The sequence below is a fragment of the Stenotrophomonas nitritireducens genome (assembly GCF_050984405.1).
Taxonomy (GTDB): domain Bacteria; phylum Pseudomonadota; class Gammaproteobacteria; order Xanthomonadales; family Xanthomonadaceae; genus Stenotrophomonas; species Stenotrophomonas nitritireducens_B.
On sequence record NZ_CP158790.1, the window covers coordinates 3896033 to 3910121 of the forward strand.

General features: G+C 66.3%; 10 protein-coding genes and 1 riboswitch. Of the genes, 8 read left to right on the forward strand and 2 right to left on the reverse strand.

Features of this window, described 5'->3' with window-relative positions; translation table 11 throughout:
* Positions 1 to 9: 9 nt before the first annotated feature.
* Positions 10 to 2433: a TonB-dependent receptor plug domain-containing protein gene (locus ABTV91_RS17445; RefSeq protein ID WP_433852571.1), complete on the reverse strand. Its 2424-nt coding sequence runs from the start codon at positions 2431 to 2433 to the stop codon at positions 10 to 12.
* 322 nt (positions 2434 to 2755) lie between these two features.
* On the opposite strand from ABTV91_RS17445, the gene ABTV91_RS17450 reads away from it, so the two are divergent.
* From ABTV91_RS17450 to pnuC, 5 genes are all read left to right on the forward strand, one after another.
* Positions 2756 to 3040: a helix-turn-helix domain-containing protein gene (locus tag ABTV91_RS17450; RefSeq protein ID WP_433852572.1), complete on the forward strand. Its 285-nt coding sequence runs from the start codon at positions 2756 to 2758 to the stop codon at positions 3038 to 3040.
* A 468-nt stretch (positions 3041 to 3508) separates the two neighbouring features.
* A complete protein-coding gene (locus ABTV91_RS17455; RefSeq protein WP_433852573.1) occupies positions 3509 to 4633 on the forward strand; it encodes a phosphotransferase enzyme family protein in 1125 nt (374 codons plus the stop codon).
* A gap of 348 nt (positions 4634 to 4981) precedes the next feature.
* Positions 4982 to 6502, forward strand: coding sequence for a hypothetical protein (locus tag ABTV91_RS17460; protein WP_433852574.1), 1521 nt, complete (start codon positions 4982 to 4984; stop codon positions 6500 to 6502).
* A gap of 228 nt (positions 6503 to 6730) precedes the next feature.
* A riboswitch (TPP riboswitch) is annotated at positions 6731 to 6827 on the forward strand.
* A 69-nt stretch (positions 6828 to 6896) separates the two neighbouring features.
* Positions 6897 to 9065 carry a TonB-dependent siderophore receptor gene (locus tag ABTV91_RS17465; protein ID WP_433852575.1) on the forward strand — a complete coding sequence of 723 codons (2169 nt, stop codon included), beginning with the start codon at positions 6897 to 6899 and terminating at the stop codon, positions 9063 to 9065.
* On the forward strand, positions 9062 to 9655 hold the full coding sequence (pnuC, locus tag ABTV91_RS17470; protein ID WP_433852576.1) for a nicotinamide riboside transporter PnuC: 594 nt from the start codon (positions 9062 to 9064) through the stop codon (positions 9653 to 9655). The genes ABTV91_RS17465 and pnuC overlap by 4 nt, the downstream gene beginning before the upstream one ends.
* A 115-nt stretch (positions 9656 to 9770) precedes the next feature.
* Here the strand turns inward: pnuC and ABTV91_RS17475 are convergent, their stop codons facing one another.
* Positions 9771 to 10928, reverse strand: a complete 1158-nt coding sequence (locus tag ABTV91_RS17475; RefSeq protein ID WP_433852577.1) for a GGDEF domain-containing protein — start codon at positions 10926 to 10928, stop codon at positions 9771 to 9773.
* A gap of 470 nt (positions 10929 to 11398) precedes the next feature.
* Between ABTV91_RS17475 and yjjJ the strand changes: the two genes are divergently transcribed.
* The 3 genes from yjjJ (at position 11399) to ABTV91_RS17490 (ending at position 14073) form a co-directional block, all read left to right on the forward strand.
* Positions 11399 to 12793 carry a type II toxin-antitoxin system HipA family toxin YjjJ gene (gene yjjJ / locus ABTV91_RS17480; RefSeq protein ID WP_433852578.1) on the forward strand — a complete coding sequence of 465 codons (1395 nt, stop codon included), beginning with the start codon at positions 11399 to 11401 and terminating at the stop codon, positions 12791 to 12793.
* Positions 12794 to 12862: 69 nt separating this feature from the next.
* Complete coding sequence (locus ABTV91_RS17485; protein ID WP_433852579.1) at positions 12863 to 13072, forward strand: hypothetical protein; 210 nt, start codon at positions 12863 to 12865, stop codon at positions 13070 to 13072.
* An 89-nt stretch (positions 13073 to 13161) separates the two neighbouring features.
* A complete protein-coding gene (locus tag ABTV91_RS17490; protein ID WP_433852580.1) occupies positions 13162 to 14073 on the forward strand; it encodes an HNH endonuclease in 912 nt (303 codons plus the stop codon).
* The last annotated feature ends 16 nt before the right edge of the window (positions 14074 to 14089 follow it).

Sequence of the window (14089 nt, forward strand, 5' to 3'; positions counted from 1 at the left end):
GTCCTCCTCCTACCAGCGCATCGAAACCGAAGCGCTGGCGAACCTTCCGATGGCCGAATAGTTGGTGGCGTCGTATGGCACGTAGGTCGCCACCGCGGGCGCGTACAGCGGGGGCGCACGATCCAGCAGGTTCTGTATCGAGAGGCCGAACGACAATGCCGGGAACCTGCCGCCACGCGCGGCGAGCTCGTAGCCCAGGGTAGTATCCAGCGTGGTGAACGATGCCCCCTTGTCCGGCACCCCACCGCGGCGACTGGTCACGCCGCCGGTATGGTTGGCGAAGGCGGAAGCAGTGAATCCCCCCGATGTCCACACCGCACCGATGCGGCCGTTGAACCGTGCCGGATTGGCGATGGTGCCGGCCAGTGGATTCACCGGTTGACCGGCACTGGTCCGCTGCTCGCTGTCGAGCCAGCTGGATGATCCGCGGATAGCCAGTTGGCCGTGCCCCAGATCGAACCGGTACGAAGCAGACAGATCGACACCCTGGATGCGCTGCCGCGCGGCATTGACGTACTGGTCGCGGATGATCGCCACTACCTTGGCCGGGTCGTAGGGAGCACCCGACAGGTTGTAGAAGGCGCTGTTGTAGACCGCCAGCAGGCGCTCCATCTCTTCCCGTGTTGGCGCAAGATCCACGAATTCCGCGTATGCAGGATTGGATAGCGCATGCGCATAGCTGACCGGTTCCACGACACGGTCGACGTAGTCGACGTCGAACCAGGTCAGTTCGGCCTCCAGGCCTGGCAGCGCCTCCGGATGGACGGCCAGCGATGCGGTCCACGTACGCGCCCGCTCTGCCTGCAGGTCGGCATTGCCGCCGTAGGACATCAGCACGGTCGCGCCCGCTGGACTCCCGGCGGCTCCCACCGCCGATGCGCTCCATAGGTAAGCCATACGGTTCTGGTGACGCTGCAGCAGTGTCGGCGCCTTGAACGAACGCCCCCATGACGCCTTGAAAGTAAGGTGCGCGTTTGGATCGTAGATGACGCCGAGCTTTGGCGTGGTCACGGCACCGAAGCTGGCGTAGTCCTCGCCGCGCAGGGCCGTGCTGAATTCCAGTCGACGGATGCCGCCCATGCCCATCGACGGCGCGACGATCGGAACACTGAGCTCGGCATAGGCCGAGCGCGCGCGCTCGTTCCCGCCGTATGAAGTACCTGCAACACGAGGGCGGCTCATGAACGCGTCCTCGCGCGAGCCGGCACCGACCGCAAGACGTGCCTCCCCTCCCTCGAGTGCAAACAGCGGACCTTCCGCACCGACCTCGTAGGAACGGCTTCGATTGCAGCTACAGGTCTGCGTAACCAGGCGGCTGTCCGTCGCCGAAACGTAGTAGCGCTCATCGATGTTTTCGTTCCTGCCGTGCGTTCCTCCCAGGGTGAGCGACCAGTCCCTGCCCAGGAAAAAGGCGATGCTGGGCGAAATGAGCGTTATGGAAGTGTCCGGGGTATAGCGGTAATAGGCGGTACCCTGACTGACATACCGCTCCATGTCGCGTTTGGTCCGTAACGCATCGAAGCGCAGTTCGGCCACCTCGCCAAGCGCCTGGTGGAGGCTGACCAGCCCGCTGCGCGTATCGCTCCCGCCGTAAATGGTGTAGGGCTCGGCCAGATGGCGGGTATAGCTGCGCTGGCGCGCATGGATGGGATCGGAGGCAGTGTCCTTGAAGGTGGCTATCATTCCCCCGCCAAGCCACTGCGCACCGGCGGTAGCGCTGTATTCCTGTGTCGCCAATCCGCCATCCGCCGTGCCTGCATGGCGCATGCCGAACGCCACGCCATCGAAGTCGCGCTTCAGGATCACATTGGCCACGCCACCGACGGCATCCGAGCCGTAGATCGCGGACGCACCATCGGGAACGATCTCGAGGCGCTCGACCGCTTCCACGGGAATGGCACTGATGTCCACCGCCTGCGAGAACCCGTCGTACGCGAGCCTGCGGCCATTGAGCAGCGTCAGCGAGGCATCCGCGCCCAAGCCGCGCAGGTTCAACGAGGAGCCGCCCGTAAGGTCCTGGTTGCCGACACCGCTCGCGGCACCAATGACGCCCGGGTTCTGCCCACCACCGAAGTTCTGCGGCAGACTCCTCACCACCTCGCCCAGATCGGCGAAACCCTCCTGCCGGATCTGCTCACTGCCAATGGCGATCACCGGCGACGGCGTCGTGCCGCCGCGGATGCGGGTGCCGGTGACGGTCACCGTTTCGAGTTCGGTGGCGGCCGGCTCTTTCCGCGAGGCGGGCTCCGACGTCGATGCGGCGGTGCTCCCCTGCCCTGCCCCGCCGTCCTGTTCTGCGTCCGCGCGGGTTGCGTCCGTTGTGGATTCCCCGGCCAGGGCGATGCCGGCATGGCCGGAAAGCGTGGCGAACAGGGCGATGGAAATGGCGTTGCGTAAAGCGCTGGTCTTCATGCTGCGTCCTTTGGTTTCCATGGTGGGTACTTCGTCCTGCGGTGATGGACGGGCGCCGGTACGCGGGGCCGGCCGCGGGCAACAGCGCTCCATGGCAACGGAGCCCGTCGGCCGTGCTGGCGATTCCCTGTGGTGTTTCCGGTGCCCTGTCCGGGCGCGGCCTGTGCGATACCCCGGCGCCGCCGCCCTGCCGTGCCGCCTCGCGCTCCACCCGACGGGCTGGAGTTGATGCACGTGATGCGTTCACTTATTAACCCGGTGCGCACACTACGTTTAACGTAGTATCGATGTCAAGCGCCCATCCGGAAGCTTCTGTCCACCGAAGCCCGGGACGTGCACGGCCTTGTCAGCAAAGAAAGATCTCCCCGTCTACAGCGTGCGTCTGCGCGAAGCGCGGGAGACCTATGGCATTTCGCAGCGCAATCTCGGCATCCAGGCCGGGCTGGACGAATTCGTCGCCAGCACCCGCGTCAACCGCTACGAAACCGGCGTGCACCAGCCCGACCTGCAGACGCTGCAGCGGATCGCCAAGGTCTTCGACCTGCCGGTGGCCTACTTCTTCGCCGAGGACGACGGACTGGCGGAAGTGATCTTGAACTTCCACCGCGGCAAGCAGCGCAAAAGCTGATCGCCGACACTGCGGCGCGCAGTTTTCCTACGGCCGCCTGCGGCAGACCGCGACACCAGATGGCGCAGTTCTCCTGACCAAAGCTCCTTGGGAAGTTTTCCTACAATCGCCTGCGGCGGACTGCCACATCGAATGATGCCGTTCTCCTGGCCGAAGCCGCTCGGGTGGTTTTCCTGTAGCCGCATGCGGTAGATCGCTACGCCAAATGACGCAGTTTTCCTATTCGACGCCCTTTGGGAAGTTTTCCCACAGCCGCCTGCGGCGGACTGCCACATCGAATGATGCAGTTCTCCTGACCGAAGCTCCTTGGGTAGTTTTCCTATAGCCACGTGCGGTAGATCGCCACATCAAATGGCGCAGCTCCCCTGGCCAAAGCCCCTCCTGCCGAGCCTACGTGCCAACGCGTCCCTGGACGCCGCGCGTTACCCTGTCGCCCCCGCACCACGCGCACTGCCTGCTCTTCCCTCCATGACCGCCTCTTACCACCGCGTCCAGGGCCTCAACAACGACGAGGTGCCCGCCGACTGGCCCGCCATCAGCGGGCGCGAGATCGCGTGGCTGCGCGGGCGCTACCCGCAGTTGGGCAGCACGGAGGAAGCGCTGTGGCACAGCCCGCGGCCGATGTCGGCGGCGGCCATCGTCGAAGGCGTGGCGGGGCGCTTGTTCGTCAAGCGCCACCACCACAGCGTGCGCAACGCGGCCACGCTGGGCGAGGAACACCGCTTCATCGCGCACCTGGCCGCTGCCGGCGTGCCGGTGGTGCAGGTGCTGCGCGATCGCGACGGTGCCACCGCGGTCGAACACGACGGCTGGACCTACGAACTGCACACGCTGGGCATCGGCGAGGACCTGTACCGCGACGCGGTGTCGTGGTCGCCGCTCACCGACGTCGCCCAGGCACGCGATGCCGGGCGCATGCTGGCGCGCCTGCACCAGGCCGCCGCCAGCTACCACGCCCCGCAGCGCGGTACCCACCTGCTGGTGGCGCGCGACGACCTGATCCGCAGCCACGACCCCATCGCCGCGCTCAAGGCCGACCTGGGCAACCGCCCCGGCCTCGCCCGCTACCTGGCGCGCATTCCGTGGGAGGAACAACTGCGCCACACCGTGCTGCCGTGGCACGCGGGCCTGGCCGACCGCCTGCAGGCAGAGCCGCGGCTGTGGGCGCACAACGACTGGCATGTTTCCAACCTGCTCTGGCAGGGCGACACGGTGAGCACCGTGCTCGACTTCGGCCTGGCCTCGCCCACCAGCGCGCTGTTCGATCTGGCCACCGCCATCGAACGCAACGCCGTCGCCTGGCTGGAACTGCAGCGCGGCGCGCAGGCCGTGCGCATCGACATCGCCCTGGCCCTGCTCGACGGCTACCGCCGGCAGCTGCCGCTATCGCCCGCGCGCGTGCACCTGCTGGCCGACCTGCTGCCGGTGGTGCACCTGGATTTCGCCCTGTCCGAAGTGGAGTACTTCGAAGGCATCACCCACTCCACCACCAACGCGGACGTGGCCTGGCAACCTTTCCTGCTCGGCCACGCACAGTGGTTCGGCAGCCGTGACGGCCAAGCGCTGCTGGCCGGGCTGCACGCTGCCGCCTGAGCGCGCAGGCGGGGCAATACCTCGCATCTGCGGAGTGCTGGGTTGCGGGCATGCTCCCGTAGGTGCCGGGCTTGCCCGGCAAGGGAACTACGGAACGCCGGTCAGGTGGACATTCTCAGTCAGCTAGTCGATCACCAATGTTGGAGTAGACAGCAGTACCAAAGAATTGAACACGGCTTCCTTTCCTCTACTCCGGCGGCAATCGACCCATTGCGGACACTGGTACCTACAAGAGGCTGGCCGGTCCAGATAGGATTGCCGCCCAGGTGGACGGGAAACCTGTCGCCACCTGTGAGACGGCCGCGTCAAACACTGGCCGGCAACACAACAGCCTCAACAGGGGGATTTATGGAAGGCGAGAAGAACGACGCGGGCCTGCAGCTCGCGGCGCAATGCTCGGTCAAGCCGGAAGCCATCGTGGCGCCGCATGTGGCGCACGGCGTCGAGCTGACCCAAATCAACAAGTTCCACACGAAGGGCGGCACCGGCTTCGCGGCTGAAGAAGCCAACGCGCTGACCGACAAGTTCGCTGGCCGAAAGGTCGAGCAGATAGGTACCAACAACACCTTGAATGGTGCTGACCGCATCGTTGATGGTGTGCCGATCCAAACCAAGTATTACCCGACGGCTAAGGCGACAATGGAGTCGGCTTTCGGTGCCGATGGGAGCTATCGCTACACCAACCAGCGGCTGGAAGTCCCAGCCGACCAGTACGAAGCCTGCGTGCAGCAGATGCGGGAGAAGATCGCCAACGGAAAGGTGCCGGGGGTGACCGACCCGAACAAGGCTACGGAGATCGTCCAGAAAGGCAACATAACCTACCAGCAGGCGCGGAACATCGCCCGTGCCGGCACCATCGATGGCCTGATCTACGACGCCAAGACGCACGCGGTAGGCGCAGCGTTTGTGGGGGGCCTTTCGTTCGCTATCCAGTTTGCACAGTTGAAGTGGAACGGTGTCAGCACCAAGGAAGCCTTGCGCGAGGCTTCCCTGACAGCCTTGGGAACCGGAGCCCTTACCCTGACGGCCGGCGTCATCACATCTCAGGCTCTGCGCACGAAGGCCGCGGCAATCGGCGTGGTCTTCGCCCGCGACGCGGTGCGCACCATCAGTTCGACCCAGTTCGGCCGAGCGGTGGTCACCAAGATTGCCCAAGCCAGCCTCGGTAAGGCCGTTTACGGTGGCGCAGCCATCAACCATGTGGCTAAGCTGGCCCGCAGCAATGCGGTGTCCGGCGTGGTCGTCACAGCCGTCATGGCAACGCCTGACTTCTATCGGGCCGCCTTCGCCGGCTCGATCTCTTGGAAGCAGTTCGGTAAGAACCTCGCCAGCAACGGCGCAGGCGTCGCTGGTGGCATCGGCGGCTGGATGGGGGGCGCCGCCGCTGGAGCCACGATTGGAACGGCCGTTTTCCCGGGTGTGGGCACGACGATTGGTGGAATTGCGGGCGGCATCATTGGCTCGCTTGGGATCGGCACTCTCGCCGGCTACGGCGCCAAGAAAGCGATGGACCAGTTTGTGGACGATGATGCGGTCGAAATGATGGGGGTGCTCAATGAGCGCCTGTCGGAGATCGCCTCCGAATACCTCGTGACCGAGAACGAATTCGAGCAGATCGTCGAGTTTCTGAAAGCCGAGATCCGCAACGGCTTGCTGCGCGAGATGTACGCCTCCAAGAAACCGGCAGAGTTCTTCGACACCCGCTTTACTCCGTTCTGCGGAGAGCTGGCAAAGCGGCGTGAGCGGATCGCCCTGCCTGCTCCGACCGAGCTGGACGAAGTTGTAGCCGAGATCATCGACGAGGCTGTACAGGCAGCCAGCCAAGAGGACGATCAGGTGAGTACTGGAAAGCCATTCTCTGACGCCTAGTCTGTCGATCTAAGTCGCTACGTTAAACCAAAGGGCCTCCGTCTCCGGAGGCCTCTTGGAAAGTCCGGCTGGCAGAGCCATCCGACTCCTTGGCGGTATGCACGGGCTTCGCTGGAAGGGGCACCATTGCGGCGCAAGCCCCGCATCCACGAAATGTCAGGCTCCCTGCGCGCCAAGCCCCACTCCCCCCACCCACGGGCCAAACCGCAACATTTGTGGTCAAATACGCCCCTGAAGCGGGGGTGCCTGGGCTTGTCCAGGCTGAGAGAGTCCCTTGGAACCTGATCCGGTTTGCACCGGCGTAGGGAGCTTTGAGCAGCAGGCACACCGCCTTCGTGGCCGGTCGCGCGTGCGCGCCTTCGCTTCGTCTCCCCCACGGCTGATGACGAAACGAATGAACCGCTGCCACCGAATTTCGCTGTTGACCGCCGCGCTGGGCGCGGCCCTGCCGCTGCACGCCAGTGCCTTCGACACCGCCACCGACCGCTCGCCCACCGAGCTGGCCGCCGTGCGCGTGCAGGCCAAACAGCCCGACGCCAAGGACACCCAGTCCAACAGCTTCGGCAGCGGCGACTGGAAGAACACCCCGGCCTCGATCAGCGTGCTGGACCGCGCCCTGCTCGACCAGCGCGTGGTGCGCACGCTGTCCGAACTGGCCAGCAACGATGCCTCGCTGGGCGACAGCTACGCGCCGGTGGGCTACTACCAGAACATCGCCATCCGCGGTTTCGCGCTGGACACCGCCACCGGCTACCGCTTCAACGGCCTCACCGTGGCCGGCGAGCAGCGCCTGGCGCTGGAGAACGTGCAGCAGGTGGAAATCCTCAAGGGCGAGGCCGGCCTGGCCGCCGGGGTGATCGCGCCGGGCGGCGTCATCAACTACGTGGGCAAGCGCCCGGCCGAGGTGCGCACCGTCACCCTCGGCACCGATGCCGAAGGTTCGCGCTATGCCGCCGTGGACGTGGGCCACTGGCTGACGCCGCGTTTCGGCGTGCGCTTCAACGCCGCGTGGGACAGCAGCCGCTCCTACATCGACCACGCCGACGGCCGCCGCAACTTCTACGCGCTGGCCTCCGACTGGCTGATCGGCGAGCGCGGCAAGCTCGAAGTGGATGCCAACTACCAGACCAGCGCGCAGCGCTCGGCCTCGGGCTACCAGCTGCTGGGCGCCAGCACGCTGCCGCGCAACGTGGACCGCAGGCAGATGCTGGGCTACCAGCGCTGGCAGCGGCCGGTGGGCATCGACAGCACAAACCTCACCGCGCTGCACACCTACGATTTCAGCCCCGCGTGGCAGTCGCGCGTGTCGGCCAGCCACAGCCGCTCGGTCATCGACGACAACGTCGCCTTCGCCTACGGCTGCTACTACACCGCCGGCTGCGCCGACGGCAGCGTGCCGGGCAACTACTTCGCGCCCAACGGCGACTACGACATCTACGACTACCGCAGCCCGGACGACACCCGCCGCAACCAGCAGCTGCGCGCCGAACTGCGCGGCCGCTTCTCCACCGGCGCGGTGGAGCACCAGCTCGTGCTGGGCGCGGACTATTTCCGCCGCAGCGTGGACAAGCGCCGCAACGTCAACGAATACGTCGGCAGCGGCAACATCCACGACCGCGAGGTGCCGCAGTTCGAGCCCTCGCCGCTGCAGCCCGGCCCGTCGGTGCGCCGCCTGGACAGCCGCCAGAAGGCGCTGTTCGTGCTTGACCGCGTGCGTTTCGCCGACGACTGGCAGTGGCTGGCCGGCGGCCGCTTCGTGCGCCTGGACGAGCGCGCCTGGGACAAACGCGGCAACCCCGAGCGCGAGAGCCGCGTGTCGCACTTCCTGCCGCAGACCGCGCTGATCTGGAGCGCCAACGCGCAGCTCAACCTGTACGCCAGCTACGTGCGCGGCATCGCGCTGGGCCAGGAGGCGCCGTTCTGGACCAGCAACGAAGGCGACTTCCTGCCGTCGGTGCTGTCGCGCCAGGTGGAAGTGGGCGCCAAGTACATGCCCAGCGACGCGCTGACCCTGGGCGCGGCGCTGTTCCGCATCAGCCGGCCGTTCCAGTACGCCAAACCGGACGACAGCGACTACGGCTACACCTTCGTGCAGGAAGGCCAGCAGGTGCACACCGGTCTGGAACTGAGCGCGCGCGGCCGCGTGGGCGAGAACCTGCAGCTCACCGCCAGCGCCAGCGTGCTGCAGGCGCGCGCGCGCCACACCGGCACCCCGGCCTACGAAGGCCACCCGCTGATCAACGTGCCCACCACCCGCGCCAGCGTGCATGCCGACTACGCGCTGCCGTTCGTCGCCGGGCTGGGCCTCACCGGTGGCTGGCGTTACGCCTCCTCCAACGTGGCCACCGCCGACGGCCGCGTGCGCGCGCCCGGATACAGCGTGGTGGATGCCGGCCTGCGCTTCCGGCATGAACTGCGCGGCCACGCGCTGGACTGGAACCTGTCGGTTGACAACGTGTTCAACCGCTTCTACTGGCGCGACACGGGCAGCAGCTCCGGCGACTACTACCTGTTCCCCGGCGCCCCGCGCCAGGCGCGGCTGACGGTCACCCTCGCGCTATGAACCCCGCACTGCTGGAATGGTCGGCCGTCATCGCCAGCGCCCTCGGCGTCTGGCTGATGGCGCAGCGGCGCATGCTCGCCTGGCCGGTGGGGCTGGTATCCGTGGGCCTGTACGCGCTGGTGTTCTTCGAGGCGCGGCTGTACTCGGACATGCTGCTGCAGGGCGCCTTCGCCGCGTTCCTGGCCTACGGCTGGGCCACCTGGCACCGGCAGGACAAACCCGACGGCCGCGTCGCCATCGCCCCGCTGGCAATGGAGGCCTGCGCGCGCGACCTGGGCCTGGGCGTGGCCTTCGGCCTGGCCCTGGGCGCGGCCATGCACACCTGGACCAACGCCGCCCTGCCCTGGCTGGACGCCATGCTCGCCGCGCTCAGCCTGGTGGCGCAGTGGTGGCAGGCGCGCCGCCACGCCGCCGCGTGGTGGCTGTGGATCGTGGTGGACGTGGTCTACGTGGGCATGTACGCGGTGAAGGCGCTGCACGCCACCGCGGCGCTGTACCTGGTGTTCGTGGCGCTGGCGGTCAGCGGCCTGCGTGCGTGGAGGAAGGTACAGAGGCAGGAGCAGGGCCAGACGCCCGCACCGCTTCCCTGACTCCGCCGGTCGCACTCATTTCCCAGCGGCCATCGAGGTGCGGATGGCTGGCGGTTGATGCACAGACAGCGGTGAGCGGCACAGAGGTGTTCCTGAGCCCCGACAACCGGCGCTCCTACCCGCGGTGCAGCTCGATGCGATTGCGGCCGGCGTCCTTGCCGCGGTACAGCGCGGCATCGGCCTGCTGCATGGCGTGTTCGAGGGCGGCCTGTTTGTTGAAGCCATGCGAAACACCGATGGTCACCGTGCAGTACACCCCGTCGCCCCGGGTTTCCTGCAGCATGGCCTGCCCGGCGATGGTGCTGCGCACACGCTCGGCCACATGCAGCGCAGACGCGCCGTCGGACTCCACGCAGATGGCGACGAACTCCTCGCCCCCCAGCCGGCACACCAGGTCGCCCTTGCGCACCGCCCCGCGCAGGGCATCGGCGACGCCGCACAGCACGGCATCGCCGATGTGGTGGCCGTGGGTGTCGTTGATGCGCTTGAAGTGGTCGATATCGATCAGCAGCAGATGCGCGGTACCGGCCCGGCGCCGGAAGTGAGTGTTCAGCGCCGCATCCAGGCCGCGGCGGTTGAGCAACTGCGTCAACGGGTCGCGCGCCGCCGTGGAACGCAGCGCATCGCTCATGCGCCGCAGTACCAGCCACACAATCAATGGCGGCAGAATCGTCGCCAGCGAACACATGTAGACGTAGAAGACCATCTGGAACTGGCTGTCCATGCTCAGCGCCTCCAGCCCGCCGCCGAGCAGCTTGGCGAACTTCATGGCGTTGAGCATGCTGATGCCGCTGATCAGGCAGACGAACAACACCATCTCGCCGCGCAGATCCCGCGCGAAGTTGCGCATGCCACGGACCAGCACCAGCACCATGCCGGCGAACAGCACCGCGCAGGTGGCCGCGAGCAGGGCATAGCGCCCTACCGGCCCCCAGACCCACTGCGCCAGCACCTGCAGGGCGCCGTAACCCAGCGCCACGGCCAGCAGCGGCCGCAGCAGCGGCGCCGAACGCCCGAAGAAGCGTACCCCACCCACGCAATACGCCACCGGCGCGCACAGCGTTAGCGTGTGGTTGGCCACACTCATCCAGCCCCAGCCCGGCGCACCCTCCAGCAGCTGCAGCACATACGCCCCGCCCAGCATGAGGTTGCCCAGCGCGAACACCTCCATCCCCATCCGGTCGCCCTCCAGGCGCCGGCTGATGAGCAGGAACATCACGGCAAAGCACAGCAGGTGGACGCAGAGCATGCCGACCAGGAGAGTTGCGATCATCAGGCAGTTCGAAGTTGGAGGGCGAAACCGGAGTCAGAGGCGAATTTCGGATTGCCCGGGTGAGGCATCTCCGTTTGCCGTATTGGATATATGCGCACACAGGCCGCACGCCATGATGGCGGACGCAATGTATGCAGCGCCGCAATCGTTATCGGCGCGCGCAGGCATCTTTTGAACGCCCGCGGGAAAAACCGGGTCAGAGGCGGGTTTCTGCGAACACCGACATGCGAGCTGGGCATGGACGCGGGCATCACGGGTTCACACACGCTGGAACGCCGGTGACCACGCCAGCCGGCCGGTCCCGAATCGCCAGAAGGGGTGTCGTTGCTTCTGAATCAACCCAGGAATCGTAAAGAAACCCACCCACCTAAACCCCTGATACCCACCAGCATTCTTTTTCAGAACAATAACTTGAAAACCAACCAACGCTTCACTATCGTCTGAAAATCGTAAAGAAACAAACCCATCCCATGCCCCGTCCCCCAGCCGCCACATTCGTCGATCTGCTTGCCCTGCTGCGGGAAGGCGACCCGGTGCCCGCAGGCGTACTGACCGAGCGACTCGGCATCACCCGCCCGGTGCTGGCCCGACTGGTAGCCGAAGCCGGCAACCAGGTGCTGCGCATCGGCAATGCCCGCGCCACCAGCTACGTGGCCCGCGCCACTGGCAACACCAACGCATGGCCGCTGTTCCGCATGCGCGCCGATGCGACGCTGGAAGAACTCGGCACGCTGCACGCCCTGCGCGGCGACCGCTTCCACTTCCAGCCCTCGGGCAAGTGCCCCAACCTGACGCGGCCGGTGAATGCCGTCGGCGGGCACTTCCCGGGCCTGCCATGGTTCCTCGACGACCTGCGCCCGCAGGGCTTCCTTGGCCGCACCCTCGCCCATCGCCTGGGCCGGCAACTGGGTGTGCCGGAAGACCTGGCCCGCTGGCAGGTACGCGACACCCTCACCGCCATCCTCCACGGCGGCACCGGCATGGGCGACCTGTTGCTGGGGCAGTTCGCCGTCGAGCGCGCCCTTGCCGAGCTAGATGCCCCCAGCGATGCGGTTACCCCCGCGCAACGCGCCCAGCGCTACCCGGCGTGGGCGCGGGAAGCGCTGGCGGGCGAGGAAATCGGCTCGTCCCCGGGCGGCGAGCAACCCAAGTTCACCGCCACGGTGGGCACCGGGCACGGCCGCTACGCCGCGCTGGTGAAGTTCGCCCCGCCCGATGAAGGCCAGGCCGCACGGCGCTGGGCCGAACTGCTGGCCTGCGAACACCTCGCCCTGCACTGCCTGCGCGCCGCCGGCCTCGATGCCGCCGAATCGGAGCTGATCGAAACCGACGGCCACACCTTCCTCGAAGTGCGTCGCTTCGACCGCATGCCCGGCACGCTGGGCCGGCGCGGCTTCGTCTCGCTGCTGGCACTGGACGCCGCGTTCATCGGCGAAGGCCCGCGCGACTGGGGCCCGGCCGGCGAACAATTGCTGGCACAACGCTGGATAGAACGCAGCACCGCCGACGACATGGCCCGCCTGCACTGGTTTGGCCGCTTCATCGGCAACAGCGACATGCACCTGGGCAACCTCGGCTTCCACCTGACCGACAACGGCCCGCTGCCTCTATGCCCCGCCTACGACATGCTGCCCATGTACCTGGCCCCTTCGCGCACCGGCATCGTGCGCCCGGCCAGCCCACTGCCACTGGCCGCACCGGCCCACAGCGGCCAATTGCCCCACATTGCATGGGCCGCAGACGCCGCACTGCACTTCTGGCGTGCCGTGGCCGACAGCGACCGCATCACCTCGCCGGAATTCAACCAGCTCGCGCGTGAGAACCATGCCGTCGTGGAGACGTTTGCGCGCAGGTTTGCCGGCTAGCCTGCAGCGCGTCGCAGCCAACGAGATGACGACGGACACAATCGTTGCATCGCCGACAGGAAAGCCGACATGCAATGCAACGTTGATCCAAATTGGCTGCAGGACTTTGATACCGCGTTGAAGCGTTACTTTCTGATTGACCATGCAAAAGCTGGCATGGGTGAGACAGAGTTAGCCCGCTATGCAGACCTTCGTCCGCACGATGCCGCTCTGCAGTACGGGGAAGACTACGACCTGCAACGAATAGACATTGACTGGATGTCACCTATGCGGCGGTGATGCGCCGGCCAACATTTCTTGCCATAGCACGATGGTCTGGCGCGACGCCTGCCTGCTACCCTGAATGGGCAAAATGATTGGAGGCAGGCATGACCAACGCGGTACTCACCACATCCGAAAGCTCTGCCTACGACGACCAGATCGAAGAGCGTTACCACTTCCCGGCCACTTACCTGAAGCAGGCACAAGCCGCGGTAGGTGACTTCGTTCTCTACTACGAACCACGCCGAACCACGGGGCCGCAGAGCGCCACGGGGCGCCAAGCCTACTTCGCCATGGCACGGCTCACGGCCGTTGAGGCGGATCCGCGCTCACCTGACCACTACTACGCGCGTATCTCCGAGTTCATGGAGTTCGACCGTGCCGTCCCCTTCAAGGAGAACGGCCACTACTACGAATCCATGCTCAAGAAGGAGGATGGGAGTACCAACAAGGGAGCGTTCGGGCGCTCCGTGCGCAACATTCCACTCAACGAGTTCGCCGCCATCGTGCAGGCCGGGTTCGCGAGCGAGTTGGAACCGTGGGAAGCCGCTACACCGGACGAGCCGATGTTCGACGTGGACCTAGCGGAGGAAGCGCCGCCAGAGTACGTGCCCCGCGCCATCGTCCAACACGTCATCAACCGGAAGTTCCGCGATGCGCGCTTCAGGCGCCACGTGCGGGGCGCCTATGACAAGACCTGCGCGGTCACTGGCCTGCGCCTGATCAACGGCGGCGGCCGCCCCGAAGTGGAGGCCGCGCATATCCGCCCCGTCGAGAGCGATGGGCCAGATACCGTGCGTAACGGCATTGCGCTGACGGGAACGGCGCACTGGCTGTTTGATCGTGGGCTGATGAGCTTCTCCGATAACTACGACATTCTGCTCTCGCCGCACGGTGTGCCCGACGGGCTGGACAAGCTGATCCGCCCCGAAAAGAAGCTCATCCTTCCCGACAACCCCGCATGGCGGCCCCACCCCATCTATCTCCAGTGGCACCGTCGGGAACGATTCAAGGCCTGAAAGCGGGAGCGCGACC